At 72.1% G+C, this 26,790-nt stretch carries 21 protein-coding genes and 1 pseudogene; 15 read left to right on the forward strand and 7 right to left on the reverse strand.

The features are described 5' to 3' along the window. The first annotated feature begins 12 nt into the window (after window positions 1-12). Window positions 13-978, forward strand: coding sequence for a thiamine-phosphate kinase (locus tag ACGFRF_RS30775; protein ID WP_393745526.1), 966 nt, complete (start codon window positions 13-15; stop codon window positions 976-978). Further along, a complete protein-coding gene (thiD, locus tag ACGFRF_RS30780; RefSeq protein WP_393745528.1) occupies window positions 975-1,766 on the forward strand; it encodes a bifunctional hydroxymethylpyrimidine kinase/phosphomethylpyrimidine kinase in 792 nt (263 codons plus the stop codon). Before ACGFRF_RS30775 ends, thiD begins: the two co-directional genes overlap by 4 nt. A 214-nt stretch (window positions 1,767-1,980) precedes the next feature. On the opposite strand, the gene rpmB is transcribed toward thiD, so the two are convergent. Next, window positions 1,981-2,166 (reverse strand): 50S ribosomal protein L28, encoded by a 186-nt coding sequence (gene rpmB / locus ACGFRF_RS30785; RefSeq protein ID WP_003993230.1) that lies wholly within the window; start codon window positions 2,164-2,166, stop codon window positions 1,981-1,983. Between the two features lie 259 nt (window positions 2,167-2,425). On the opposite strand from rpmB, the gene ACGFRF_RS30790 reads away from it, so the two are divergent. Continuing rightward, entirely contained in the window at window positions 2,426-4,228 is a 1,803-nt protein-coding gene (locus ACGFRF_RS30790; protein ID WP_393745530.1) for a DAK2 domain-containing protein, read from the forward strand. Window positions 4,229-4,650: 422 nt separating this feature from the next. Here ACGFRF_RS30790 and ACGFRF_RS30795 read toward each other — a convergent pair whose 3' ends face one another. Then, entirely contained in the window at window positions 4,651-7,572 is a 2,922-nt protein-coding gene (locus ACGFRF_RS30795; protein ID WP_393745532.1) for a tetratricopeptide repeat protein, read from the reverse strand. Next, window positions 7,572-9,407 (reverse strand): HSP90 family protein, encoded by a 1,836-nt coding sequence (locus tag ACGFRF_RS30800; RefSeq protein ID WP_393745534.1) that lies wholly within the window; start codon window positions 9,405-9,407, stop codon window positions 7,572-7,574. The genes ACGFRF_RS30795 and ACGFRF_RS30800 overlap by 1 nt, the downstream gene beginning before the upstream one ends. A gap of 222 nt (window positions 9,408-9,629) precedes the next feature. Here ACGFRF_RS30800 and recG point away from each other — a divergent pair, with 222 nt between their 5' ends. The 8 genes from recG to mutM all read left to right on the forward strand — a co-directional run bounded on the left by recG (window position 9,630) and on the right by mutM (window position 16,962). Then, entirely contained in the window at window positions 9,630-11,849 is a 2,220-nt protein-coding gene (recG, locus tag ACGFRF_RS30805) for an ATP-dependent DNA helicase RecG (RefSeq protein WP_393745536.1), read from the forward strand. Between the two features lie 104 nt (window positions 11,850-11,953). Further along, window positions 11,954-12,541, forward strand: coding sequence for a 16S rRNA (guanine(966)-N(2))-methyltransferase RsmD (rsmD, locus tag ACGFRF_RS30810; protein WP_393745538.1), 588 nt, complete (start codon window positions 11,954-11,956; stop codon window positions 12,539-12,541). A gap of 26 nt (window positions 12,542-12,567) precedes the next feature. Continuing rightward, window positions 12,568-13,047, forward strand: a complete 480-nt coding sequence (gene coaD, locus ACGFRF_RS30815) for a pantetheine-phosphate adenylyltransferase (protein WP_393745540.1) — start codon at window positions 12,568-12,570, stop codon at window positions 13,045-13,047. 57 nt (window positions 13,048-13,104) lie between these two features. Further along, window positions 13,105-14,190 (forward strand): cell division initiation protein, encoded by a 1,086-nt coding sequence (locus ACGFRF_RS30820; RefSeq protein WP_393745542.1) that lies wholly within the window; start codon window positions 13,105-13,107, stop codon window positions 14,188-14,190. Window positions 14,191-14,332: 142 nt separating this feature from the next. Further along, complete coding sequence (locus ACGFRF_RS30825) at window positions 14,333-14,977, forward strand: YceD family protein (protein WP_393745543.1); 645 nt, start codon at window positions 14,333-14,335, stop codon at window positions 14,975-14,977. A 2-nt stretch (window positions 14,978-14,979) separates the two neighbouring features. After that, the gene (gene rpmF / locus ACGFRF_RS30830) at window positions 14,980-15,153 is read left to right on the forward strand and encodes a 50S ribosomal protein L32 (RefSeq protein WP_003951102.1); all 174 of its coding nucleotides are present in this window, start codon (window positions 14,980-14,982) and stop codon (window positions 15,151-15,153) included. 8 nt (window positions 15,154-15,161) lie between these two features. Continuing rightward, complete coding sequence (rnc, locus tag ACGFRF_RS30835; protein ID WP_393745545.1) at window positions 15,162-16,010, forward strand: ribonuclease III; 849 nt, start codon at window positions 15,162-15,164, stop codon at window positions 16,008-16,010. A gap of 91 nt (window positions 16,011-16,101) precedes the next feature. Continuing rightward, window positions 16,102-16,962, forward strand: a complete 861-nt coding sequence (gene mutM / locus ACGFRF_RS30840) for a bifunctional DNA-formamidopyrimidine glycosylase/DNA-(apurinic or apyrimidinic site) lyase (protein ID WP_393745547.1) — start codon at window positions 16,102-16,104, stop codon at window positions 16,960-16,962. Here the strand turns inward: mutM and ACGFRF_RS30845 are convergent. The 3 genes from ACGFRF_RS30845 to ACGFRF_RS30855 all read right to left on the reverse strand — a co-directional run bounded on the left by ACGFRF_RS30845 (window position 16,935) and on the right by ACGFRF_RS30855 (window position 19,139). Next, on the reverse strand, window positions 16,935-17,330 hold the full coding sequence (locus tag ACGFRF_RS30845) for a winged helix-turn-helix transcriptional regulator (RefSeq protein WP_393745549.1): 396 nt from the start codon (window positions 17,328-17,330) through the stop codon (window positions 16,935-16,937). The two genes, mutM and ACGFRF_RS30845, sit on opposite strands and share 28 nt — an antisense overlap. A gap of 139 nt (window positions 17,331-17,469) precedes the next feature. Beyond that, entirely contained in the window at window positions 17,470-17,937 is a 468-nt protein-coding gene (locus tag ACGFRF_RS30850; protein WP_393745551.1) for a hypothetical protein, read from the reverse strand. Window positions 17,938-18,011: 74 nt separating this feature from the next. Beyond that, window positions 18,012-19,139, reverse strand: a complete 1,128-nt coding sequence (locus ACGFRF_RS30855; RefSeq protein WP_393745791.1) for a CAP domain-containing protein — start codon at window positions 19,137-19,139, stop codon at window positions 18,012-18,014. 181 nt (window positions 19,140-19,320) lie between these two features. On the opposite strand from ACGFRF_RS30855, the gene ACGFRF_RS30860 reads away from it, so the two are divergent. From ACGFRF_RS30860 to ACGFRF_RS30875, 4 genes are all read left to right on the forward strand, one after another. Beyond that, window positions 19,321-19,602 (forward strand): acylphosphatase, encoded by a 282-nt coding sequence (locus tag ACGFRF_RS30860; RefSeq protein WP_393745553.1) that lies wholly within the window; start codon window positions 19,321-19,323, stop codon window positions 19,600-19,602. A gap of 382 nt (window positions 19,603-19,984) precedes the next feature. Beyond that, window positions 19,985-20,188, forward strand: a complete 204-nt coding sequence (locus tag ACGFRF_RS30865; RefSeq protein WP_031167290.1) for a hypothetical protein — start codon at window positions 19,985-19,987, stop codon at window positions 20,186-20,188. 245 nt (window positions 20,189-20,433) lie between these two features. After that, entirely contained in the window at window positions 20,434-24,042 is a 3,609-nt protein-coding gene (gene smc, locus ACGFRF_RS30870; protein WP_393745555.1) for a chromosome segregation protein SMC, read from the forward strand. A gap of 224 nt (window positions 24,043-24,266) precedes the next feature. Next, entirely contained in the window at window positions 24,267-25,685 is a 1,419-nt protein-coding gene (locus ACGFRF_RS30875) for a sugar porter family MFS transporter (RefSeq protein WP_393745557.1), read from the forward strand. Window positions 25,686-25,865: 180 nt separating this feature from the next. Here ACGFRF_RS30875 and ACGFRF_RS30880 read toward each other — a convergent pair. Next, a pseudogene (locus tag ACGFRF_RS30880) lies at window positions 25,866-26,771 on the reverse strand (LLM class flavin-dependent oxidoreductase); the annotation flags it as partial. Window positions 26,772-26,790 lie beyond the last annotated feature (19 nt).

Raw genomic sequence — 26,790 nt, forward strand, 5'->3', positions numbered from 1 at the left:
GAGCGAAGGGAAATGAAGGGCACTGTTGGTGAGCTCGGGGAGTTCGGGCTCATCAGGGAGCTCACCTCCCGTCTCACCACCACTTCGGCGGTCCGGGTCGGCCCCGGCGACGACGCCGCGGTGGTCGCCGCGCCCGACCGCCGGGTGGTGGCGAGCACCGACATCCTGCTGGAGGGGCGGCACTTCCGCCGCGACTGGTCCACGGCGTACGACGTCGGACGCAAGGCGGCGGCGCAGAACCTCGCGGACATCGCCGCCATGGGTGCCGTACCGACCGCGCTGCTGCTCGGCCTGGTCGTCCCGGCCGAACTCCCGGTCACCTGGCCGAGCGAGCTGATGGACGGCCTGCGCGACGAGTGCCAGGTCGCGGGCGCCGCCGTGGTCGGCGGGGACGTCGTACGCGGTGACACGATCATGGTGTCGATCACCGCGCTCGGCGATCTGCGCAACCAGGAGCCGGTGACCCGCGCCGGTGCCCAGCCCGGCGACCTCGTGGCCGTCACGGGCTGGCTGGGCTGGTCCGCGGCCGGTTACGCGGTGCTCTCCCGGGGCTTCCGCTCACCGCGCGCCTTCGTGGAGGCCCACCGGCGCCCGGAGCCGCCGTACCACGCGGGTCCGGCCGCCGCCGCCCTCGGCGCCACCGCCATGTGCGACGTCAGCGACGGGCTGATCGCCGACCTCGGGCACATCGCCGAGGCCAGCAAGGTCCGCATCGACATCCGATCCGGGGCCATCGACATCCCGACGCAGATGAACGACATCGGGCAGGCCGTCGGCGTGGACCCGCTGCAGTGGGTGCTGACCGGCGGAGAGGACCACGCGATCGTGGCGACCTTCCCGCCGGACACCAAGCTGCCGGCCCGCTGGAAGGTCATCGGCGAGGTCCTCAACCCCTCCGCGCTGCCCCAGGTGACGGTCGACGGGGCGCCCTGGACCAGCAAGGGCGGCTGGGACCACTTCGGGGACATCGAGTCATGATCCCCAGGGTTCTCACGGTGGCGGGCTCGGACTCCGGCGGCGGCGCGGGCGTCCAGGCCGACCTGAAGACGATGCTGGCGCTCGGCGTGCACGGGATGAGCGTGATCACGGCGGTGACCGCGCAGAACTCCCTGGGTGTGCAGGGCGCCTGGGAACTGCCCGTGGAGGCGGTACGGGCCCAGTACCGCAGTGTCGTGGACGACATCGGCGTCCAGGCCGTCAAGACCGGCATGCTGGCCTCGGCCGAACTGGTCGAGGCGGTCGCCGAGTTGATCTCCGGCACGGACGCGCCCGCCGTGGTCGACCCGGTGGGGGTCTCCAAGCACGGTGACCCGCTGCTCGCGGCCTCCGCCCTGGACTCGGTCCGCACCACGCTGCTGCCGGCGGCGACCGTGGCCACCCCGAACCTGGATGAGGTGATCCAACTCACCGGGGTACGGGTCGAGTCGGAGGACGATCTACGACGGGCCGCGGCGGCCGTGCTGGCGTACGGGCCGCGCTGGGTGCTGATCAAGGGCGGCCATCTGCCCGGGGACGCCGTGGACCTGCTCACGGACGGCTCGGTGGAGCACTGGCTGCGGGCCCCGCGCCACGACAACCGGCACACGCACGGCACGGGCTGCACGCTGGCCTCCGCGATCGCGTCGGGGCTGGCGAAGGGGCTGTCCGTGCCGGAGGCGGTCATTCAGGCCAAGGAGTACGTCACCGGGGCGATCGCGGCCGGCTTCGCGCTGGGGGCGGGAATCGGGCCGGTGGACCACGGCTGGCGGTTCAGGTCGCCGGAGTGATCGCGTGAGTACACCCAGGTGACCCTGTGGGCACAGCCAAGTGATCTTGTGGTGCGGCCAGGTGGTCGTGATCCGGCCAAGTGATCGTGAGTCCGGCCAGGCGCTCGTGGGTCCGGCCAAGTGATCTTGCGGGCACGGCAAAAAGCCGGCCCACCCGGAGGTGGACCGGCTCAGTGCAGCGAACCAGGCAGTGGCCGCGCGCTCAGCTGTAGCGTCAGCGCGAGACCTTGCCGGCCTTGATGCACGAGGTGCAAGCGTTCACGCGCTTCGGCGTCCCGCCCACCACGGTACGCACACGCTGGATGTTCGGGTTCCAGCGGCGGGACGTACGGCGGTGCGAGTGCGAGATGTTGTTGCCGAAGCCCGGCCCCTTGCCGCAGACGTCGCAGTTGGCAGCCACGGGTCACTCCAAAGACTTCAGATGCACTTACGGTTGATCCCGGCATGCCGGGATCGAGATCCTAAGACCTGAGATCTTGAGTGGCGCTGCCAGGGGGAATGGCCCGATCGGATCGGGCAACCGGAGCAGCATACAACGGCTGCGCCCGTACAACGAAACTACCATGGCAGCTCAGGCCCCCGCTCCCGGCCCTCTTCCGGTGCACCCCGCCTCGGGGTCTACGCTGCGTCCCACGTCCAGCCGGCTCAGGGAGGCGCAGGTGGCGCAGGTGCCGCAGACATTCTTCGATGCTCTCGCGGTGCGCACCTGGTGCGGTCTGGCGCTCCGGGCACTGGGGCGGGCTCGCGAGGAGATCGACGCGATCAACGTCTATCCGGTGGCCGACGGCGACACCGGAACCAACCTGTATCTGACCCTGGAGTCGGCGGCGACGGCCGTGGAGGCCGTGTTCGCCGGGTACGAGACGGGCTCCGGGGAGCCGTCCCTCGCGGACGCGGTGCGCGCCATGGCGCACGGGGCGCTCATCGGGGCGCGGGGCAACTCCGGGACGATCCTCGCGCAGCTGCTGCGGGGAATGGCGCAGGTCCTCGCCGACGATTCCGGCCGTGAGGCGCCGCACATCGACGGTACGGGGCTGCGGCTGGCCCTGCGGCGGGCCGCCGACTCCGCGCGGCAGGCCGTGGCCCATCCCGTCGAGGGCACCGTGCTGACGGTCGCCTCCGCCGCCGCCGACGCGGCCGAGGGCGCCGAGGGCGACTGCGGAACTGTGGCGCGGGCTGCCTACGCGGGCGCGCGGGCGGCCCTGGCGGCGACTCCCGGCCAGCTGGCCGTGCTGGAGCGGGCCGGGGTGGTCGACGCGGGCGGCCGGGGACTGGTGGCGGTGCTGGGTGCGCTGGTGGAGGCGTTCACGGGGGAGACCCCGGGGGCGGTGCCCGGCCGGCAGGCTTCCACGGGCGCTCCGGACGCCGCGTCCGTCACCGTCACCGTCTCCGACGCGCGTGCGCACGCGTGCGTGCCGGGCGGTGGTGCGGCTGCGGGGACCGGACCGCACGTGCGTGCGGGGGCCGTTCCCGAGGACGTCGCGCACGCGCGCGTGGCCGCCCCTGACGCCGGCCTGTGCGCCGACGGCGCCGAGGCGGGTGGCCCCGCCTTCGAGGTGATCTACCTGCTGGAGGCCGACGACGCGGCCGTGGCCCGGCTGCGCGCGCGGCTCGACGCCCTCGGGGACTCCCTGGTCGTCGTCGGCGGCGACGGGCTGTGGAACGTCCATGTGCACGTGGACGACGCGGGCGCCGCCGTGGAGGCGGGTGTGGAGGCCGGACGGCCGTACCGGATCCGGATCACGCACTTCGGGCTCGGCGACGTCCACACCGGCGCCGAGCGGCCGCCGCGCGAGCGTGCCCAGCGGGCCGTCGTCGCCGTCGTACCGGGGGAAGGGCTGGCCGCGCTGTACACCGAGGCCGGGGCGACCACCGTCCTCGCGCGCCCGGGGGAGCCGCCCGCCAGCGGCGAGCTGGTGCAGGCCGTACGGCGCGCCCACGCGCACGAGGTCGTGCTGCTGCCCAACGACGCCGAACTGCGCCACACGGCGGCCGCGGCGGCCGAGCAGGCCCGTACCGAAGGGATCCGCGTGGCCCTGATCCCGACCCGCTCGGCGGTCCAGGGCATCGCCGCGCTGGCGGTGCACGAGCCGGAGCGCCGGTTCGACGAGGACGTCGTCCAGATGACCTCCGCGGCGGGCGCCACCCGGTACGCCGAGGTCGTAGTCGCCGAACACCAGTCGTGGACGACGGCCGGCGTCTGCCAGGCCGGGGACGTCCTGGGGCTGATCGACGGCGACGTGGCGGTGATCGGCGCGGACGTCACCGCCACCGCCGAGACCGTCCTGGACCGCATGCTCCAGGCCGGCGGCGAGCTGGTCACCCTGGTCGTCGGCGACGAGGCACCGCACACCGCCGCCGAGCACCTTCAGACCCGGGTGCGCGATGCCTACCTCGCGGTGGACACCGTGGTCTACCGGGGCGGCCGACAGGGCGCGCTGCTGCTCATCGGCGTGGAGTGAACGACGGCCGCGCCCAGGCCTCGGCCTGACCCTCCTGGGGGCGCGCTTGCGTCTCACCGTGCGCGGCCTGGGCACTCACGCCGCGCCCTGGGGCACGCCCACGCCCCGGACCGTGCCGCTGGGGCGTGCTCATGCGTTGCCCTGCGTGCCGCCCTGGGCGCGCTCACGCCTCGCCTGCGTGCGGCCTGGAGCACGCTCATGCTGCGGCCTGACCACCTGGGGTGCGCTTTTGCCTTGTGTCCTGCGTGCGGCATGGGCAGGCTCACGCCTTGCCCGCGCGCCGCCTGGAGCGTGCTCAGGCCCGTGCCGCGGGGGGGCGTGCTCATGCGTTGCCCTGCGTGCGGCCTGGAGCACGCTCATGCTGCGGCCTGACCACCTGGGGCGCGCTTTTGCCTTGGTCCTGCGCGCCGCCGGGGGCAGGTTCAGGTGTCGGCCTGTGTCGCCTGGAGCATCTGGGTGGCCTCCGCGCGTCGGGCCTGCGCGGTCTCGTCGTCGTCGCCCGTACCTTCGTAGGCCGCGAGTACCGCACGCGCGCGTGCCGCCGCCTCGGCGGGACGCCCTAGGTCGGTCTCCAGCCAGCCCGCGGCGAGTTCGGCGCCGGTACGGCCGTGCAGCCCGTCGGCGCCGAGCATGCCGAACAGCGCGGCCGCCCGGTCCATCTGGACCAGGGCCGCCTCGAACGCGGCCCGGATCACGTCGTCTTCGGCCTCCTCGGCCGCCGAGCGGGCCAGCAGGTCGCCGAACTGTCGGTGAGTGTTGCCCAGTTCGCCGGTGAGCTGGTCCCGGGCCACCGGGTCCGGCGCGGACTCCAGGGCCTGCTCACACGCGCGCACCGCGTCCGTCATCAGCTGCCGCGCGCTCTCCGCGCCGGACTCCCCGCGCAGCGCCAGCCAGCCGCGGGCACGCAGCGAGCGGACCAGGAACTGCGGGTTGCCGAGCGCGCGCCACAGCTCGCCCGCGCGCGCGTAGGCCTGCTCCGCCTCGTCCGTCAGCCCGGCGTTGCTCAGCGACTCGGCGGCGAGGTGCGCGAGCGTGGCGTGGTCCTGCTGCTCGGGCCAGTGCCGGGCTACGTCGGCGGCCCGCAGCCGGTGTTCGGCGGCCGCCCGGTGCTCACCCAGCTCGCCCAGGCAGTCACCGAGCCACCAGCGGGCCTGGACGACCGCCCCGTCGCCGTGCGTCTCGGCGCTCAGGTCCGCCAGCGCCGACTCCAGCACCTCGGCGGCCTCCGCGTACCGCCCCTGGCGCAGCAGGAAGCCGCCCAGCTGCTGCCGCGCCCAGGCGCCCAGCGTGCCGCCCTCGCCGGCCTCGTCGGCCCAGTGCGCGGCCTCCAGGGCGTGCTCCGCCGCCTCCACGGCCTCGCCCCGGCCGCCGACCACCTCGGCGAGCTGCAGGTGCAGCTGCGCCCGCCCGATCGGCTCCACGTACGGCCCGCCGTGCTCCAGTGCCGCGCGCAGCGCCCGCTCGGACCCGGCCAGATCACCGGCCGAGTGGGCGAGGGCGGCGACCTGCACCTCGTACTCGACCGCGAACCACGGGAGCCCCGCGGCCACGTACTCGGCGGCGGCCCGCCGGAACAGCTCCGCGGCCCGCCCGGCGTCCCCGGCGTGCGCGGCCAGCTCGGCGAGCATCGCCCGTGCCTCGGCGGCCCGTGCCGCCAGCCGGACCTCGTCCCCGGCCCGCCCGTCGACCAGGGCCAGCACTTCGCGCACCGCCTGCTCGGCCTCCGTGAGCGCCGCCCGGGCGGCCGGGCCGGCTGTGTCCTCGTGCACCCGCCGCATCAGGATCCGGGCCCGGCTCATCACCACCGACGCCGTCTGCCGTACCCCGGTGGCCTCGTCGGCGTACAGCGCGAGCACCTCGTCGTACAGGCTCGCCACCATGGCCTCGGCCGCGTCCACCGCACCCCCCAACGCGCGGACGTACGCCCCACGCGCGCGTGCCGCGAGCGCCTCGCCGGGGTCGCCCGCCTCCGCGTACAGCGCGGCCGCCCGCTCGAACAGCTCGACGCCGTCGGGGCCCAGGCCCATCGCCTCGTGGTCGGCGATCTCCGCCCGGTCGCGCGGTTCCAGGTCGGCGTCCCGCGCCGCCTGTGCGACCGCCGCCCAGGCCTCCAGCGCGTGCGGCCGCAGGGTGTCCGACAGTCGCCGGGCCTCGGCGAGCAGGGCCGCCAGGTCGGGCTCGGCGGGTACCTGCGGCGCCGGGGGAGCGGCCACCGGCGCGGGCCCGGGGCGCACCGTGCGCACGCCCAGCGCAAGGCGTTCCACCAGCGGGCGTTGTGCCATGCGCGCGCGGACCCGGTCGCCGACGTACGAGGTGCCGTTGCGGCGGTCGAACCGCTCGGCCAGTTCCATGGCCTCCGCGCGCGCGTGCGCGGCGAGTTCCCGCGCCGTCCACGTCCGCCCGGCGGGCCCCGGCACCCGCCGCTCGCCGAGCCCCAGCCCGGTCAGCCGGTCCATCAGCAGCGTCACGACGGCCATGAAGTCGAGCCGGCTGCGCGGATGCCCGGTGTCCGTGAAGTACGCCGGCCGCTCGGCGAGCAGCTCCAGGCCGCGGGCCTCGTTGCCGGTCAGCGCGCAGAACTCCACGTGGTCCGCGTAGGCGCCGCGCATGCTCTCCATGGGGCGCACCAGCCGGAAGCCCCGCAGGTGGTTCGCGCGGGCCTCCTCCACCCGGCCGAGGCGCAGCAGCGGGGTCAGTGAGGAGGCGAGGACGGTGTGCGGCTCGTGCGCGCAGCTGTACTCGCCCGCCAGCACCGGCTCCCACAGCGCGAGGGCATCCGCGTCCCGGCCCCGCCTGACCTGCCAGGTGCCCTGCCCGTGCAGCTCGCAGGCGTGGCAGTCGGCCATCCGGTCCCGGTCGGCGGCCAGCCACGCGGCGTACGCCCGCTCGGCCCGCGCCAGGTCGCCGATGTGCGCGGCCACGCTGAACTCGGCGCTGCGCACGGCCCGTTCGGAGTGCCCGGCGAGCCGGTAGCGGTGCTCCATCTCGCCGAGCCACTTCTCGATCGAGGCGAGCGGGATGTGCGGCTGGTCCAGCATGCCCACCGACATCCACTTGAAGACCCAGTGCAGCGAGTGCGTCTCGTAGTCGTCGAAGTCCTCGGGCCGTTCGTCCCACATGCGCAGCAGCCGCGCGAACGGGACGAACATCTTGTCCTTCTCGGAGCTGTAGTTGTAGACCTTCAGCTGGTGCCCGAGCGCCTCGATCACGGCGAGCGGGATGTCCAGCTTCTCCGCCTCGGCGAGCAGCTGTTCCGCGCGCGCGTTGCGGGCCGGGCCCTCCGGCTGCTCGGAGTTCTCGGCCATCGCCCGGCGCAGCGCGTCGAAGTCCGTGATCTCAGCCATCAGTGACCGTTCCCCCCATGCGTGGCCCACTCCAGCAGGCCGATGAACGCCCGGTTGAGCAGCGCCGAGTCGGCCGGCCTGAGCGGACGCTGCGCCCTCAGCAGCGCCTGCCCGTACAGCGACTCGGTGGCGGTGCCGATCAGCTCCGGGTCTCCCAGTGAACCGATCCGCCGGATCAGCGGATTGAGGTGGTTGAGCACCAGACGCGCGCGCGGGGCGCTGCCGCGCAGCGAGCCCAGGATGCCCGCCCACAGGTCGTCGGCCCGCTCCTCGGCCTCGGCCCGCGCCTGCTCGTGCCGCGCGGCCCGGTCGTCCAGGTGCAGCGCGGGCACGGACAGCGGGTGGAAGGCGCGCAGCACGACGTCACAGCCCAGCGGGTCGAGCTTCGCCCGCGCGGCCGCCAGGAAACCCGACAGCGCCAGCTCCTCGGCCGGCTCCACCGCGTCCAGGTGCGCGGTCACGGTGTCCGCGTCCAGCTCGGCGACGACCGTCCCCGGCCGCACCCGCGGCAGCGCCTCGATCAGCTCGCTGTCGTAGGTGTAGCCGCCGTTGACGACGCCGACGCCCTGCGCGGAGGCGATCGGCGCGACCTGCCGGTACTCCTCGACGGTCCGCGTGAAGTGCACCACCGGGTGCCGCTGAGCGAACTCCTCCAGGGACAGCTGCCCGTCGGTCGTCTCGAACGGCAGCCACGGCAGCATCGTGCGCAGCATGTCGCCGTCGTGCCGGGCGAGGGACTTCACCCCCAGGTGGTGCACGGCGAGGAAGGCCGCGAGCCGCTCGGGATCACCGGCGGCGAGCCCGGTCAGCCAGGACCGGATCCTTTCGCCGAGCGCGTCCCGCACGGCGGCCAGGGTCTCGTCCTCGTACAGCGACTCGCGCGAGGCGGTCGGCCGCAGGCTGTCGGTGTCCAGCACGCAGCGCACGAAGAACGCCCAGTCCGGCAGCAGCTGTTCGGCCCGCTCGGTCAGCAGCATGCCCTTCAGGTGCACCCGGTGGGTGGCCCGCTGGGCCGGGCTGACCGCCGAAGGCAGCACATACGCCACCCCGCGGACCCCGGCCACCGGCACGTCCAGGTCGATCGAGTCCAGCGGGGTGAACCCGAACAGCTCGTGACAGTGCCGGGCCAGCGCCACCCGCCGGGTGGCCGGACTCGGGTACGGGCGGTCCCAGGGTGCCGGCAGATCGGTGATCCGCTCCTCGCCCACCCGGACGTCGTACGGCAGCAGCGAGCCGAAGTCCCGGGCGAGGGTGCGGACCCGCTCGGGCGACAGCCACTCGGCCGCCCCGGCCCGCGCGGTCAGGTACACCGTCGTGCCCGGCTCGGGGCGCTCGGCGCCGGGCAGCGTGCGCACGGTGTACGACCCGTCGTCCCGGGCGGTCCACTCCACCGGCGGGGCGTCGGGCGTACGGGCGCTGCGGCTGACCACCCGGATCCGCTCGGCGACCACGAAACAGGCGAGCAGCCCGATGCCGAACTGGCCGAGGAAGCCGGACCGGGCCTCCTGCAGCCCCTCGGCCCGCTTGGAGCTGCGGCCGATGGTCGCCAGCAGGTCGTGCACGTCCGACTCGGTGAGCCCGACGCCGCTGTCCTCCACGCGCAGACCCCCGTCCGCCGCGTGCAGCCGCACCCGTGCCGGGGCGTCGGGCTCCGCGGCCCGCCGGGCGGTGACGGCGTCCACGGCGTTCTGCAGCAGCTCGCGCAGATAGACCTTGGGGCTGGAGTAGAGGTGATGGGAGAGCAGGTCCACCAGACCGCGCAGGTCGACCTGAAACGTATGAGGTGGGTGAGGTGACTGGGATGTCTGGGATGACTGCGAGCTCTGGGAGTCCATCGTCACTGCGCCGGAGGGGGGAGTGCGTACGGCGCGGGGTCGGGCGGTCCCGGATGGGGCGGTGACCGCGAAGGATGGCCGGAGCGCGCCATCCTAGAGCTGAACAGCAAGCCTGACCAGGGGTTTCCCGGATCTGTCGGACAGCACCGGACGAATCGCGGGGGCGGCGCCCGGCGAATCCGCAGGGCAGCGTGTGCGGCATTGTCAGTGCCGTGGTGTGCAATGGATCTCGTGCCCGCACTGGAAGAACCGCTGAAGCAACCCCTGAAGTCAGTGCTCGGCCCCGCCACCGCGAAGGTGATGGCCGAGCACCTCGGCCTGCACACCGTCGGCGACCTCCTGCACCACTACCCGCGCAGATACGAGGAGCGCGGCCAGCTCACCCACCTCGCCGACCTCCCGATGGACGAGCACGTCACGGTGGTCGCCCAGGTAGCCGACGCCCGCCTGCACAGCTTCGCCTCGGCCAAGGCCCCCCGGGGCAAGGGCCAGCGTCTCGAGGTCACGATCACCGACGGCAGCGGCCGGATCCAACTGGTCTTCTTCGGCAACGGCGTCCACAAACCCCACAAGGAGCTGCTGCCGGGCACCCGCGCGATGTTCGCCGGCAAGGTCTCCGTCTTCAACCGCCGCCTCCAACTCGCCCATCCGGCCTACGAGTTGCTGCGCGGCGACGGCGAGGAGGCGGTCGAGACCTGGGCCGGCGCCCTCATCCCGATCTATCCCGCCACCGCCAAACTGGAGTCCTGGAAGATCGGCAAGGCGGTCCAGACGGTGCTGCCCAGCGCCCAGGAAGCCCTGGACCCCCTCCCGGACTCCCTCCGCGAGGGCCGCGGCCTGCTCCCGCTCCCCGAAGCCCTCCTCAAGATCCACCGCCCGCACACCAAGGCGGACATCGCCGACGCCCGCGCCCGTCTCAAGTGGGACGAGGCCTTCGTCCTCCAGGTCGCCCTGGCCCGCCGCCGGCACGCCGACACCCAGCTCCCGGCCGTACCGCGCGCCGCCAAGCCGGACGGCGTCCTCACGGCCTTCGACGACCGGCTGCCCTTCACCCTCACCGAGGGCCAGCAGAAGGTCTCCGAGGAGATCTTCGACGACCTCGCCACCGACCACCCGATGCACCGCCTGCTCCAGGGCGAGGTCGGATCCGGCAAGACGCTCGTGGCCCTGCGCGCCATGCTCGCCGTGGTCGACGCGGGCGGCCAGGCCGCGATGCTCGCGCCCACCGAGGTCCTCGCCCAGCAGCACCACCGCTCGATCACCGAGATGATGGGCGAACTGGCCGAGGGCGGCATGCTGGGCGGCGCCGAGCACGCCACCAAGGTGGTCCTGCTCACCGGCTCGATGGGCGCCGCCGCCCGCCGCCACGCCCTCCTGGACCTGGCCACCGGCGAGGCCGGCATCGTCATCGGCACGCATGCCCTGATCGAGGACAAGGTCCAGTTCCACGACCTGGGCCTGGTCGTGGTCGACGAACAGCACCGCTTCGGCGTGGAACAGCGCGACGCCCTGCGCGGCAAGGGCAAGCAGCCCCCGCACCTCCTCGTCATGACGGCCACGCCCATCCCGCGCACGGTGGCCATGACGGTCTTCGGCGATCTGGAGACCTCGGTCCTCGACCAGCTCCCGGCCGGCCGCTCCCCGATCGCCAGCCATGTCGTCCCGGCCGCCGACAAGCCCCACTTCCTCGCCCGCGCCTGGGAACGGGTCCGCGAGGAGGTGGCGGGCGGCCACCAGGCGTACGTCGTCTGCCCCCGCATCGGGGACGAGGAGGACGACCCGAAGAAGGCGAAGAAGTCCCCCGAGGCCGAGGCCGAGGCGGAGAAGCGTCCGCCCCTGGCAGTGCTGGACGTGGCCGACCAACTGGCCCGCGGCCCGCTCCAGGGCCTCAAGGTCGAGGTCCTGCACGGCCGTATGCACCCCGACGACAAGGACGCCGTCATGCGCCGCTTCGCGGCCGGCGAGACGGACGTCCTGGTCGCCACCACGGTCATCGAGGTCGGCGTCAACGTCCCCAATGCCACGGCCATGGTGATCATGGACGCCGACCGCTTCGGCGTCTCCCAGCTCCACCAGCTGCGCGGCCGCGTGGGCCGCGGCTCGGCCCCCGGCCTCTGCCTCCTGGTCACCGAGATGCCCGAGGCCAGTGCGGCCCGTCAGCGACTGAACGCGGTCGCCTCCACCCTCGACGGCTTCGAACTCTCCCGCATCGACCTCGAACAGCGCCGCGAGGGAGACGTCCTCGGCCAGGCCCAGTCCGGCGCCCGCTCCAGCCTCCGGGTCCTCGCGGTCATCGAGGACGAGGAGGTCATCGCGGAGGCGCGACAGGAGGCGGCGGCGCTCGTGGCGGCGGATCCGGAGCTACAGCGTCTTCCCGGCCTGCGCACCGCCCTGGACGCCCTGTTGGACGAGGAGAGGGAGCAGTACCTGGAGAAGGGATGAGGGAGACTTCCCACGGCGCGCGGGACAATGTGGACGTGCGGCTCCGCCGCGTGGGCGCGACCAGCCACACTGAACGCGAAGGCACTCATGACCAAGGACCGAAGATGACCCGCGTGATCGCCGGCGCAGCCGGCGGACGTCGACTGGCCGTCCCGCCGGGCACCGGCACCCGCCCCACCTCCGACCGCGCACGCGAGGGCCTCTTCTCCACCTGGCAGTCCCTCCTGGGCGGCCCGCTGGACGGCGAACGAGTCCTGGACCTGTACGCGGGTTCCGGCGCCGTCGGCCTGGAGGCACTGTCCCGGGGCGCGAGCCACACCCTCCTGGTCGAGGCCGACGCCCGCGCGGCCAGGATCGTCCGCGAGAACGTGCGGAATCTGGGCCTGCCCGGCGCGGAGGTCAGGGCGGGCAAAGCGGAACAAGTCATCCGGACGGCACCCCCCGCCGAGCCGTACGACCTGGTCTTCCTGGATCCCCCGTACGCCGTCACGGACGACGATCTTCGGGAGATTCTGCTCACACTCCGCTCGGAAGGCTGGCTCGCCGAGGAAGCCCTCGTCACCGTGGAGCGCAGCACCAGGGGCGGCGAATTCCGCTGGCCGGACGGCTTCGAGGCGATCCGGTCCCGTCGCTACGGCGAGGGAACGTTTTGGTACGGTCGCGCCGCCTCTACGTGCGAAGACGCACGATGACCGGACCGGAGAGCGAGGGATCACAAGTGCGCCGCGCCGTCTGTCCCGGGTCGTTCGACCCGATCACCAACGGACACCTCGACATCATTGCCCGAGCCTCCCGTCTGTACGACGAGGTCTATGTCGCGGTGATGATCAACAAGTCCAAGAAGGGCCTGTTCGAGATCGAGGAGCGGATCGAGCTGATCCGCCAGGTCACCGCCGAGTACGCCAACGTCCGCGTGGAGGCATTCCACGGCCTCCTCGTCGACTACTGCAAGCAGCGCGACATCCCCGCCATCGTCAAGGGCCTGCGCGCCGTCAGCGACTTCGACTACGAACTCCAGATGGCCCAGATGAACAACGGCCTCACCGGCGTCGAAACCCTCTTCGTGCCCACCAACCCCACCTACAGCTTCCTCTCCTCCTCCTTGGTCAAGGAGGTCGCGGCCTGGGGCGGCGACGTCTCCCACCTCGTCCCGCCGCTGGTCCTGCAGGCCCTGAACGAGCGCCTGCGCAAGGACTGATGGGGCTACAGTCGTCCCGTCCGTCTCCATCCCGGCTGTAGAGAGTGGCGAGCACAGGTGGACGTGCAGAAGAAGCTCGACGAGATCGTCTCCGCGGTCGCCGGCGCCCGGGCCATGCCCATGTCGGCGTCCTGCGTGATCAATCGCGCCGAGCTGCTCGCGATGCTGGAAGAGGTGCGCCAGGCGCTGCCCGGCTCCCTCGCGCAGGCGCAGGAGCTGATCGGCGACCGTGAGCAGATGGTCGAGCAGGCCCGGCTCGAGGCCGAGCGGATCATCGAGAACGCGCACGCCGAACGCGGCTCGCTGATCTCCGACACCGAGATCGCCCGCCGCTCCCAGGCCGAGGCCGACCGGATCCTCGCCGAGGCCCGTCAGGAGGCCGAGGAGATCCGCGCCGAGGCCGACGACTACGTCGACTCCAAGCTCGCCAACTTCGAGGTCGTCCTCACCAAGACCCTCGGTTCGGTCGGCCGCGGCCGCGAGAAACTCCTCGGCACCGGCCCCGGCCTGGACGAGAACGGCTACGAGGACGAGGACGCCCCCGAGCGCAGCCAGGACCCGGAGACCCTGCGCCACAACGCCGACGCGTACGTCGACGCCAAGCTCGGCGCCTTCGAGGCGGTCCTCGCCAAGACCCTGGACGCCGTCGGCCGGGGCCGGCAGAAGCTGCACGGCCGGATCGCCACCGACGACCTGGGCGCGCTCGCCGACGACACCACGACCTACCAGCACTCCAGCGACGCCGACTACCTCGCCGACCTCGCCGCCCTCACCGACACCCCTGCCGAGCGCCCGGCGCAGGCGCAGCAGCCCCAGCAGTCCCCGCCGCAGCCGTCGTACGAGCCGCAGCCCGCCTACGGCTACCAGCAGCAGCCGGACCCGTACGCGGGCTTCCCGCAGCAGCCCGACTACGCCCAGCAGCAGGACCCGTACGGCTACCAGCAGGCCGACCCCTACGCCTATCAGGGCTACGACGCCCAGCAGGCCGCCTACGACCACCAGCAGCCCCAGCAGCCCCAGCAGCCCCACGTGCCGCAGGAGCAGTCGCAGCCGGGCTACGCGCTCGACGAGACCAGCCTCTTCGACACCGGCATGATCAGCGCGGAGCAGCTGAGGGCGTACGAGCAGGGCCGGGGCCTGTAGCCGCGTACCCGAGCCGTACCGGATTGGGTCCTGAGCGGAAGGTCCAGTATCCTGGCTGTTCGGTCGCGCGTATGCCCGCGATCACCGCTGCCCGGAACACCGACGGGCGGCGTCCCTTCGAGTTCGAAGATCGAAAGCAGGAATGGCCTCCAACGCCCGCCTAGACCACCGCAACCCCCTCGTGTTCGACACGCACGAGCTGGGTCGGCGTCCTGGCGCGCTGCAGCGCCTGACCCGCACGATCGACGCCCCTCGGGACCTCGGTATCCAAGGAGTCATCGGAGTGCCGGAAGGCGCCCCGGTGGAGCTCGAACTCCGGCTCGAGTCGGTCATGGAAGGGGTGCTCGTCACAGGCACCGCCCGTGCACAGGCCGAGGGGGAGTGCGTAAGGTGTCTGGAGCCGGTCGAGCTGGAGCTCGAAGCGGACTTCCAGGAACTGTTCTCGTACCCTGACGCCGACGACCGGGGCCGCGTGATCGCGGAACCGGGCGACGACGCCGAGGACGACGAGGACAGGTTCTTCCTCGAGGACGGACTGTTCGACCTCGAACCTCTGCTGCGCGATGCGGTGGTGCTCGCACTGCCGATGCAGCCGGTGTGCCAGGAAGACTGCCCGGGCCTGTGCTCCGAGTGCGGAGCGCGGCTCGCGGACGACCCGGAGCACCATCACGACGCCGTCGACATCCGTTGGGCGGCTTTGCAGGGACTCGCCGGTTCACTCGAAGACGGCGAGAAGGACGAGATGAGCGGCGCCGAAGCGGGCGTCGACGAGAAGCAGGAGAAGTAGCCGTGGCTGTTCCGAAGCGGAAGATGTCGCGCAGCAACACGCGCCACCGCCGGTCGCAGTGGAAGGCTGCGGTCCCCACCCTGGTTGCGTGCGAGCGCTGCCACGAGCCCAAGCAGCAGCACATCGCGTGCCCGTCTTGCGGCACCTACAACAAGCGCCAGGTCCTCGAAGTCTGAGCGGGCTGGTGAGAGGCACTGTGTCCAGTCCCAAGAAGGCGGAAGACGCCAAGGCGGACGGTACCGCCAAGAAGAAATTGGACAACCAGGCCTCGTCCCACACGCTTCTGGAAGGGCGGCTCGGCTACCAGGTCGAGTCCGCCCTTCTGGTGCGTGCGCTGACCCACCGTTCCTACGCGTACGAGAACGGCGGTCTGCCGACGAATGAGCGGCTGGAGTTCCTCGGGGACTCCGTGCTCGGCCTCGTCGTCACGGACACGCTGTACCGCACCCACCCCGACCTGCCCGAAGGCCAGCTGGCCAAGTTGCGGGCCGCGGTGGTCAACTCGCGTGCGCTGGCGGAAGTGGGCCGCGGCCTCGACCTGGGCGCCTTCATCCGGCTCGGCCGTGGTGAAGAGGGCACGGGCGGCCGGGACAAGGCGTCCATCCTCGCCGACACCCTTGAAGCGGTGATCGGTGCGGTCTATCTCGATCAGGGCCTCGACGCGGCGTCCGAGCTGGTGCACCGGCTCTTCGACCCGCTGATCGAGAAGTCCTCCAACCTCGGAGCCGGCCTGGACTGGAAGACCAGTCTCCAGGAGCTGACCGCGATCGAGGGGCTCGGCGTGCCCGAGTACCTGGTCACGGAGACCGGCCCCGACCACGAGAAGACCTTCACTGCTGCCGCCCGCGTCGGAGGCGTCTCGTACGGCACCGGCACCGGCCGCAGCAAGAAGGAGGCGGAGCAGCAGGCCGCCGAGTCCGCCTGGCGGTCCATCCGGGCCGCGGCGGACGAGCGAGCCAAGGTGGCCAAGGAGCCCATCAAGGAGACGGCCGACGAGGCCGTCAAGGGCGACCCGTCGTCCGCCACCGCCTGACCCACAGCTGTACCCGAGCGCCCGCTCCCGGAGCTTTCAGCGGTTCCGGGGCGGGCGCTCGGATCGTCCACCGCTCTGTACGGGGGTCCCCATGCCCGAGTTGCCCGAGGTCGAGGTCGTCCGGCGCGGCCTGGAGCGGTGGGTCGCCCACCGCACCGTCGCCGAGGTCGAGGTGCTGCACCCGCGCGCCGTACGCCGGCACATAGCGGGCGCCGACGACTTCGCGCACCGGCTCAAGGGCCACCACATCGGCACCCCCCGCCGGCGCGGCAAGTACCTGTGGCTGCCGCTGGAGGAGACCAACCAGTCCGTCCTCGCCCACCTGGGCATGAGCGGCCAGTTGCTGGTGCAGCCGCACGAGGCGCCGGACGAGAAGCACTTGCGCATCCGCGTCCGGTTCGCCGACTCCGTCGGTACCGAGCTGCGCTTCGTGGACCAGCGCACCTTCGGCGGCCTGTCGCTGCACGACAACACCCCCGAGGGACTGCCCGACGTCATCGCGCACATCGCCCGCGATCCCCTCGACGAGCTGTTCGACGACGACGCCTTCCATGTGGCCCTGCGCCGCAAGCGGACCACCATCAAGCGGGCCCTGCTGGACCAGTCGCTGATCAGCGGCGTCGGCAACATCTACGCGGACGAAGCGCTCTGGCGCGCCCGCATCCACTACGAGCGCCCGACGGCGAACTTCACCCGCCCGGTGACCGCCGGGCTCCTCGGCCACGTCCGGGACGTGATGCACGCGGCCCTCTCCGTCGGCGGCACCAGCTTCGACAGCCTGTACGTCAACGTCAACGGCGAGTCGGGCTACTTCGACCGTTCCCTGGACGCCTATGGCCGTGAGGGACTGCCCTGCAAGCGCTGCGGGACACCGATGCGCCGACGCCCGTGGATGAACCGGTCCAGCTACTTCTGCCCGAGGTGTCAGAGGGCGCCGCGCGTCTCGTCGTAACGCGCGCGGGCCGCGAGGACGTCGTCCATGGCGCCCTCCACGCAGTGGATGAGGGCGAGCAGGCGTTCGGCGACCTGGCGGCCGAGCGGGGTCAGTTCGTAGTCCACGCGGGGCGGGTTCGTCGGCTGGGCCTCACGGTGCACCAGTCCGTCGCGCTCCAGCGCGTGCAGGGTCTGGGACAGCATCTTCTCGCTCACCCCGTCGACACGGCGGCGCAGCTCGTTGAAGCGCAACGAGCCCTCGTACAGCGCGCCGAGCGTCAGTCCGCCCCAGCGGCCCGTGACGTGCTCCAGCGTGCCGCGGGAGGGGCAGGCCTTGGCGAAGACGTTGTAGGCGAGGTCCTCGTGGTCCTGGGTGGTGACGGTCATATCGCCAAGGGTACGCGGACACAGCGCTACCCGACAGGTTGCACTAACCGCGAGTTAGTTTCCCCGGAGGCCGGCGCGAAGCCCCGCCTCGGCCAGGACCGTCAGGACGAGCCGGCCGCCGGCATCACGGACTCCGGTGTCAGCCGCGCGCCAGCAGATCGATCTTGATGGGAGCCGCAGCTTCGAGGTCGATGGTGTCGCCTTCTTCCTCCGAATGAGGGTCGTGCGGATGATCGACCGGCAACACGATCAACATCGTGTGGGGCCTCGGAAGCCATCCCACGTCTGCCGGTGGGTCGAAGCGGCCGATGTCGATGATCCTCACGAGGCTCTCGGGGATGCCCACCAGGCAGGAGTCGCCGACCTCCAGGTGCCCTGAAGGTGGGTCGATCTGAAAGAGCCCGCCCCACCCATCGTCAGGCGTGGTACGAGGAATCGTCCTGTGGCCGTTCCAACGGATAGCGGAGTCCGGATCAATCTGTGCCCACGGCCACTCGACCGAGATCTCATACGGGGTCACGTGGACGACTCGTGCACGTGCTGACGGGCAGCTGACCCGCAAGACGTCCCCGACCTCGAACTGCTCTCGGTAGATGCCCTCGCTCATGGCGTGCTCCTCGCCCCCCTTGACGGCCCGGCCACGGTCCAGGAGGGTGCTCAGCCGTCTGACCTGCGGTTGTCTCAGTAACCGAAGTCCTGTGTCCACCAGGGCCCGCCCGAGCCGAGGTGGACGCCGACGCCGAGGGTCTTGAAATCGCAGTTCAGTATGTTGGCGCGGTGACCCGGGCTGTTCATCCAGGCCTCCATCACCGCCGCGGCGGTGGCCTGGCCGCGGGCTATGTTCTCGCCGCCGAGGTCGGTGACGCCCGCCTTCGCGGCCCGGTCCCACGGCGTGGCGCCGTCCGGGTCGGTGTGGTCGAAGAAGCCCCGCGCTGCCATGTCGTCGCTGAACGCCTCGGCGAGCCCGGTCAGCGAGGAGTTCGCCGCGAGCGCGCTGCAGCCGACCTTCGCCCGCTCCTCGTTGACGAGCTTGAGCACCTCCGCCCCGGCGGCGGCCTCGGCCGACACGGTCCCCGGTGCGGAGGTCGCGCTCGGCGCCTTGCTCGCCGTACGCGACGGGGTGGTCGTGGGCCTGGACGGCGTCGCCCTGGGCGTCGGCTTCTCGGTGGCCGTCTTCGACGGGGTGGGCGTGGGCGAGGCCGACTTCGAGGCGGAGGCGGAGGCGGAGGGGGAGGCCGAGGCGGACGCGCTCGGGGACTTCGGGCGCTCGGTGTCCCGGCCGGCGGTTCCGGAGCCGGCGCGGCTCTCGGCACTGCCCGAGGTACCGCCCTGCTCGCCGGCCGAGTTGCCGGGGGAGTCCGCTGCCTGCACCTGTTCGCCGCCGGTGGTGTGCGTACCGCCGCCGAACTGGTAGTTCTCCAGGCCCGGCACCACGCCCGTGGCCACCGCGGCCGTGCCGAGGGCGACGGCCGCCGACACGCCGATCAGGCCCCCGCGTACCGGACGTCCGGCCTTCTTCCGGCGCCGGTGACCGGAGGACGGGCCGTCGGCCGGGGTGAACCCGCCACCCGCGGGAGCGGCCGGTGCCGGGCCGTCGCCGTCCGCCGCGAACAGGTACGCCTGCGCCTTGGCATCGGCTTCGGCGTACGCCTCCGGGTTCAGGTACGGCGCGATGCCCACGGGCGCCTGCCCACGTGCGGACGAGTGCGGCGGGTCGTCGCCGGCCGTGGCGGAGCCATGCGCGGGCGTGATCCCTGTGGCGCGGCCCGTGGCGGCGCGGCCGGCGGCTGAGCGTCGGTGGCGTCCCATGTCCTTGCCCTCTTCCTCGTGCTCGCGGTCGACCGGCGCCAGCGCGGTGAGTGGCCCCCTGGGGTCAACCCGACTCACTCGATCGAGTGAGTTTCATATGAGATGCATTGGGTGGGGACGGTACCGCATGCCGCTGGGGCGCGACGTGTCCGGAGCGACACCGGCCGGTTAGGTTGCACCCATGAGCGAGGAAGTACGACTGGTCGCCTGGGTCCGCGGACACGTGCAGGGCGTGGGTTTCCGCTGGTTCACGCGCGCCAAGGCGCTGGAGATCGGCGGCCTGAGTGGTTTTGCTCTCAATTTGGCCGACGGCCGGGTCCAGGTGGTCGCGGAAGGGCCGCGCGAGGACTGCGAGGGGCTGCTCGACTGGCTCGGGGGCGACGACACACCCGGGCGCGTGGACGGTGTCACCGAGATCTGGGACACACCCCGCGGCGGCTACGACGGCTTCGCCATCCGCTGAGCCGGTTCCGTACGCGACGGCGGGGCCGGGGCGTGGGAGGTGCCGCGGGCACGTGCGGAAAGCGGAAACGACCTGGTGGTTGCCAAGAACGGCATGGCGTGGCAGGCTCCGCTGGTACAGCTGATCGCCACGCCCTGAGGGCCCCCGGACGAGTCGCAGCGCCGCCGCTTTCCGGCCGCGCGCCCCGGTTTGCCCGCCAATACGGGGCGTGATCGTGTTGACCGTCAAACTTTTTGGTGAGACGCTGAAAGCCCCGCGCACCTTAGCTGTTTGGCATGGAGCAACAGCAGAGCAACACCCGGATGTGCCAAGCACCGCGGGTGCGAATCCCTCACGACCCACACCGCATCGGTCGGTCACTCATTGTGGAGGACCATCCATCATGGCAAAGGCGCTTCTCGGTTACGTCGGCGGCTCCGACCCTCGACTCCTCGCCGAGATGCGACGGCTGCAGCAGCGCGTCCAGGACCTGGAGTCCGAGCTCGTACGGATCCAGGCGGAGAACGAAGCGCTGTCGGCTGCCGCCTCTCAGGACAGGATCATGGAGAGCATCGACGCACACCAGGCGGAGCCTGCGCTCACCTGATCACTGCATCGCTCCACGACAGCAGTCGCAGTGGTTGGGCTGCCCGTATCAACCGCTCAGTTGAAACAGACGGCTGAGACCCGGCCGTCAGAGTTGCAAGGGACGCTTCGGCGTCCCTTCTTTCTTCCCCCGCGCATCCTTTCACTCTCTTCAACGTCTGGTGTGCCCTGCATGTTCAAGGGCGAAACCGTGCGGTTGCGAGTGTCCGTGGAGTGAGATACCGGCGGCGGGTAGAGTCCAGCGGCGTGCACCTCAAGGCCCTGACCCTCCGCGGGTTCAAGTCGTTCGCCTCCGCGACCACGCTCCGGTTCGAACCGGGGATCACGTGTGTCGTCGGCCCGAACGGCTCGGGCAAGTCCAACGTCGTGGACGCGCTCAGCTGGGTCATGGGCGAGCAGGGCGCCAAGTCCCTGCGCGGCGGCAAGATGGAGGACGTCATCTTCGCCGGCACCACCGGGCGTCCACCGCTCGGCCGGGCCGAGGTGTCGCTGACCATCGACAACTCCGACGGGGCGCTGCCCATCGAGTACGCCGAGGTCACCATCACGCGGATCATGTTCCGCAACGGCGGCAGCGAGTACCAGATCAACGGCGAGACCTGCCGTCTGCTCGACATCCAGGAACTCCTCTCCGACTCCGGCATCGGCCGCGAGATGCACGTCATCGTCGGCCAGGGCCAGCTCGACTCCGTCCTGCACGCCGACCCCATGGGCCGCCGCGCCTTCATCGAGGAGGCCGCGGGCGTGCTGAAGCACCGCAAGCGCAAGGAGAAGGCGCTGCGGAAGCTGGACGCGATGCAGGCCAACCTGGCGCGCGTGCAGGACCTCACCGACGAACTGCGCCGCCAGCTCAAGCCGCTGGGCCGCCAGGCGGCGGTGGCCCGCAGGGCCGCCGTCATCCAGGCGGACCTCCGGGATGCCCGCCTCAGACTCCTCGCCGACGACCTCGTACGCCTGCGCGAAGCCCTGCGGGCCGAGATCGCCGACGAGGCGGCCCTGAAGGAGCGCAAGGAGGCCGCCGAGCTGGAGCTGAAGAAGGCACTCCAGCGGGAGGCCCTGCTCGAGGACGAGGTACGCCGGCTCACGCCCCGCCTCCAGCGCGCCCAGCAGACCTGGTACGAGCTGTCCCAGCTGGCCGAGCGCGTGCGCGGCACCGTCTCGCTGGCCGACGCCCGGGTGAAGAGCGCCACCTCCGCACCCGCCGAGGAGCGGCGCGGCCGTGACCCGGAGGACCTGGAGCGGGAGGCCGCCCGCATCCGCGAGCAGGAGGCCGAGCTGGAGGCGGCCCTGGAGGCGGCCCAGCGGGCCCTGGACGACACGGTCGCCCACCGCGCCGAGCTGGAACGGGAGCTGGCCGTCGAGGAGCGCCGGCTGAAGGACGTGGCCCGGGCCATCGCCGACCGCCGCGAGGGCCTGGCCCGGCTGTCCGGGCAGGTCAACGCGGCCCGCTCGCGCGCGGCCGCCGCCCAGGCCGAGATCGACCGGCTGGCCACGGCCCGCGACGAGGCCCAGGAGCGCGCGGTACGCGCCCAGGAGGAGTACGAGGCACTGAAGGCGGAGGTCGACGGCCTGGACGCCGACGACGCCGACCTGGCCGAGCGGCATGAGACGGCCAGGCGGCAGCTCGCCGAGGCCGAAGCCGCCCTGAGCGAGGCCCGCGAGGCGGCCACCGCGGCCGAGCGCAAGCGCGCCGCGACCCAAGCCCGCCACGAGGCGCTGGCGCTGGGCCTCAGGCGGAAGGACGGCACCGGACTACTGCTGGCGGCCCAGGACCGGCTCTCCGGGGTCCTGGGCCCGGCTGCCGAGTTGCTGACGGTGACGCCGGGGTACGAGGTCCCGCTGGCGACAGCTTTCGGGGCGGCGGCGGACGCGATCGCCGTATCCACCCCCGCGGCGGCGGCGGAGGCGATCCGGTTGCTCCGCAAACAGGACGGAGGACGGGCGGCGCTGTTGCTGGCAGGGGCTGTGGAGCCGACGCCAGGGGCAGCGCACCAAGGGGGCGCGGGCGGCCCCGACGCACCCGCGGACGCCGGACTGCCCGCGACCTCCCTCCCCGCGGCGCGCGCCGTCGACCACGTGCGCGGCCCCGCCGACCTCATGCCCGCCGTCCACCGCCTCCTGCGGGGAATTGTGGTGGTCGACACCCTGGAGGACGCCGAGGACCTGGTCTACGCGCACCCGGAACTCACCGCTGTCACCGCGGAGGGCGATCTGCTCGGGGCCCACTTCGCGCACGGCGGATCCGCCGGGGCGCCCAGTCTGCTGGAGGTGCAGGCCTCCGTGGACGAGGCCGCCGCCGAGCTGGACGGACTGGCGGTGCGCTGCGCGGAGCTGGCCGAGGAGCAAGCGGAGGCGGCCGAGCGGCGCACGCGGGCGGCCGCCCTCGTCGAGGAGCTGGGGGAGCGGCGCCGGGCCGCCGACCGGGAGAAGTCGTCCGTGGCCCAGCAGCTCGGGCGGCTCGCCGGGCAGGCGCGGGGTGCCGCCGGGGAGGCCGAGCGGTCCGCGGCGGCCGCCGCACGTGCGCAGGAGGCGCTGGAGAAGGCCGTACAGGAGGCCGAGGAACTGGCCGAGCGGCTGGCCGTCGCCGAGGAGATGCCGGTCGAGGAGGAGCCGGACACCTCCGTGCGCGACCGGTTGGCGGCCGATGGCGCCAATGCCCGGCAGACCGAGATGGAGGCCCGGCTCCAGGTCCGTACCCACGAGGAGCGGGTCAAGGGGCTGGCCGGGCGGGCCGACGCGCTCGACCGGGCCGCCCGCGCGGAACGCGAGGCACGCGCGCGTGCCGAGCAGCGCCGGGCCCGGCTGCGGCACGAGGCGTCCGTCGCGGAGGCCGTCGCCTCCGGCGCCCGCCAGCTGCTCGCGCACGTCGAGGTGTCCCTCGCCCGGGCCGAGCGGGAGCGCGCCGCCGCCGAGGCCGCCAAGGCGCGGCGGGAACAGGAACTGGCCGCCGCCCGCACGGCCGGACGCGAACTGAAGGCCGAACTCGACAAGTTGACGGATTCGGTCCATCGCGGCGAGGTACTCGGCGCCGAGAAGCGGCTGCGGATCGAGCAGCTGGAGACGAAGGCGCTGGAGGAGCTGGGTGTCGAACCGGCGGGGCTGGTGGCGGAGTACGGGCCGCACCAGCTCGTGCCGCCCTCGCCCCCCGCCGAGGGCGAGGTGCTGCCCGAGGATCCCGAGCACCCGCGCAACCAGCCGAGACCCTTCGTGCGCGGCGAGCAGGAGAAGCGGCTCAAGGCGGCCGAGCGGGCGTACCAGCAACTGGGCAAGGTCAACCCGCTGGCGCTGGAGGAGTTCGCGGCGCTGGAGGAGCGGCACAAGTTCCTCAGCGAGCAGCTGGAGGACCTGAAGAAGACCCGCGCCGATCTGCTCCAGGTGGTGAAGGAGGTCGACGAGCGCGTCGAGCAGGTCTTCACCGAGGCCTACCGGGACACGGCCCGGGAGTTCGAAGGTGTCTTCAGCCGACTCTTCCCGGGCGGTGAGGGGCGCCTCGTGCTGACCGACCCCGACAACATGCTCACCACGGGCGTGGACGTCGAGGCGCGGCCGCCGGGCAAGAAGGTCAAGCGGCTCTCCCTGCTGTCGGGGGGCGAACGGTCGCTGACGGCCGTCGCGCTGCTGGTGTCGATCTTCAAGGCCCGGCCGAGCCCGTTCTACGTCATGGACGAGGTCGAGGCCGCGCTCGACGACACCAACCTCCAGCGGCTGATCCGGATCATGCAGGAGCTGCAGGAGGCGTCGCAGCTGATCGTGATCACGCACCAGAAGCGCACGATGGAGGTCGCCGACGCGCTCTACGGCGTGTCCATGCAGGGCGACGGTGTGTCGAAGGTCATCTCTCAGCGGCTGCGCTAACGCTCCCTCCAGATCAATCAGCTCCACGTTCACTTCTTGAACGTGGAGGGCTTTGGCTTATCTGAAAAGTCACAGCTGTCGAGGTATTGACTTCGAAACTTGAAGGCATAGTCTCTGCAACGTTGCTTTTACCTTCAGGTGTAAGTGGTGTAATCGTGTGCCCCACTGGATACCTGTAGGGCTTACCCCCACCGGCAGCGTTGCCGTGGCCCGAGGAGATACACGTGACCAGCACAGCGCAGGCACCTCAGTCAGGAGCCAGGACGGCTCATCCCGATCATCTCGGGCACGTCATCTTCATCGCGGCGGCTGCCGCGATGGGCGGTTTCCTCTTCGGCTACGACAGCTCCGTCATCAACGGCGCCGTCGAGGCCATCCGCGGCCGCTACGACATCGGCTCCGCGGCGCTCGCGCAGGTCATCGCGATCGCCCTGATCGGTTGTGCCATCGGCGCTGCGACGGCCGGCCGCATAGCCGACCGGATCGGCCGCATCCGCTGCATGCAGATCGCCGCCGTCCTCTTCACGATCAGTGCCGTCGGTTCCGCGCTGCCCTTCGCCCTGTGGGACCTCGCCTTCTGGCGCATCGTCGGCGGCTTCGCCATCGGCATGGCCTCCGTCATCGGCCCCGCCTACATCGCCGAGGTCGCCCCGCCCGCCTACCGCGGCCGGCTCGGTTCCTTCCAGCAGGCCGCGATCGTCATCGGCATCGCCGTCTCCCAGCTGGTCAACTGGGGCCTGCTGAACGCCGCCGGCGGCGACCAGCGCGGTGAGCTGATGGGCCTGGAGGCCTGGCAGGTCATGCTCGGCGTCATGGTCGTCCCGGCCGTCCTGTACGGCCTGCTCTCCTTCGCGATCCCCGAGTCCCCGCGCTTTTTGATCTCCGTCGGCAAGCACGACAGGGCCCGCCGGATCCTCGAAGAGGTCGAGGGCAAGGACGTCGACCTCAAGGCACGCGTCGCCGAGATCGAGACGGCGATGAAGAGCGAGCACAAGTCCACCTTCAAGGACCTGCTCGGCGGCGGCTTCTTCTTCAAGCCGATCGTCTGGATCGGTATCGGCCTGTCGGTGTTCCAGCAGTTCGTCGGCATCAACGTGGCGTTCTACTACTCCTCGACGCTGTGGCAGTCGGTCGGCGTCGACCCGGCGGACTCGTTCTTCTACTCCTTCACGACGTCGATCATCAACATCGTCGGCACCGTGATCGCGATGATCTTCGTGGACCGCGTCGGCCGCAAGCCGCTCGCCCTCATCGGCTCCGTCGGCATGGTCGTCGGTCTGGCGCTGGAGGCCTGGGCGTTCAGCTACCACCTGGTCGACGGCAAGCTGCCGAACACCCAGGGCTGGGTCGCCCTGATCGCCGCCCACGTGTTCGTCCTCTTCTTCGCCCTCTCCTGGGGCGTGGTCGTCTGGGTCTTCCTCGGCGAGATGTTCCCGAACAAGATCCGCGCCGCCGCGCTGGGCGTCGCCGCCGCCGCGCAGTGGATCGCCAACTGGGCCATCACCGCGAGCTTCCCGTCGCTGGCCGACTGGAACCTCTCCGGCACCTACGTGATCTACACGGTCTTCGCCGCGCTCTCCATCCCGTTCGTCCTGAAGTTCGTCAAGGAGACGAAGGGCAAGGCGCTGGAGGAGATGGGCTGAGCCTCCTGGCGAGGTCCCCGATCCCGGGGAGAAGGGCCAAGTCCCCGCTGCCCCTCTCCTCGCACCGTCCGCCGCCCCCGGCCCGGCCACTGCCCGGACCGGGGGCGGCGGTGTCGTACGCGGCCTGCCCGCCGGGTCAGTCGCCGAGCGCGGGCGGTGGAGGAGGGGCGGCGGAGCCTGCGGCGTCCCGCCCGCCGGCGGATGCAGCACCAGGCTGTCCAGGCCCAGCGCCACGCACTCCCGCGGGGTGAGGACGCGGTACACACCCTCCGCGCGCAGCTCCTCCACCGTCGTGGCCGCCGACCGCACGGCGGAGCGGATGTCGCCCGGCTGCCAGGAGGCGTACGTCCGTGCCTCGCGCAGGAAGTGCTCGCCGTACTCGGCCCACGCCCGGTCCGGGTCCACGGCGAGGTGGAGGAGCGCGGTCCCGGCGGCCGGCGTCATCGTCCAGCCCCCGGTGCCGTACTCGGTGAGCTTCTCCGTGTAGTACGCCTCCAGCTCCGGCAGGTGCGCGCTCGGGAAGAACGGCAGGCCCAGCAGGGCGGCCCGGCGGGCGTCGGCCTCGGAGGAACCGCCGACCAGCAGCAGGGGGTGGGGATCGGTGAACGGCCGCGGGGTGAGCCGCACCCTGCGGCCCCGGTACTCGTACCGCGCGCCGGACCACGCCTTCAGCAGCGTCTCCAGCAGCTCGTCCTGGAGCCGGCCGCGTCGCTCCCAGTCGACGCCCGAACAGGGCGTACTCCTCGGGCCGGTAGGCGATCCCGGCGACGGTCACCAGCCGCCCACCGCTGAGCAGGTCCAGGACGGCGATGTCCTCGGCCGGCCGCGGCGGGTCGTGCAGCGGGCCGATCACCGCCGACACCGTCACCGCGATCCGCCGGGTGGCCCCGAACACCGCGTCCGCGAAGGCGAACGGCGACGGCAGCCCGTTGTCGTCCGCGCCGTGGTGCTCCTCGGTCTGCACGGTGGTGTCCCGTGCTCGTCCGCGTACGCCGCCATCTCCAGGGCGGCCCGGTAGCGGGCGGCGAGGCAGGCGGGAGTGGCGCAGGGCTCGACGACATCGAAGCCTACGACCGTGACGGGCACGGAAAGTCCCCCTCCGGTG

Origin of the sequence: Streptomyces sp. NPDC048521 (assembly GCF_043199855.1) — a bacterium.
Taxonomy (GTDB): Bacteria; Actinomycetota; Actinomycetes; order Streptomycetales; family Streptomycetaceae; genus Streptomyces.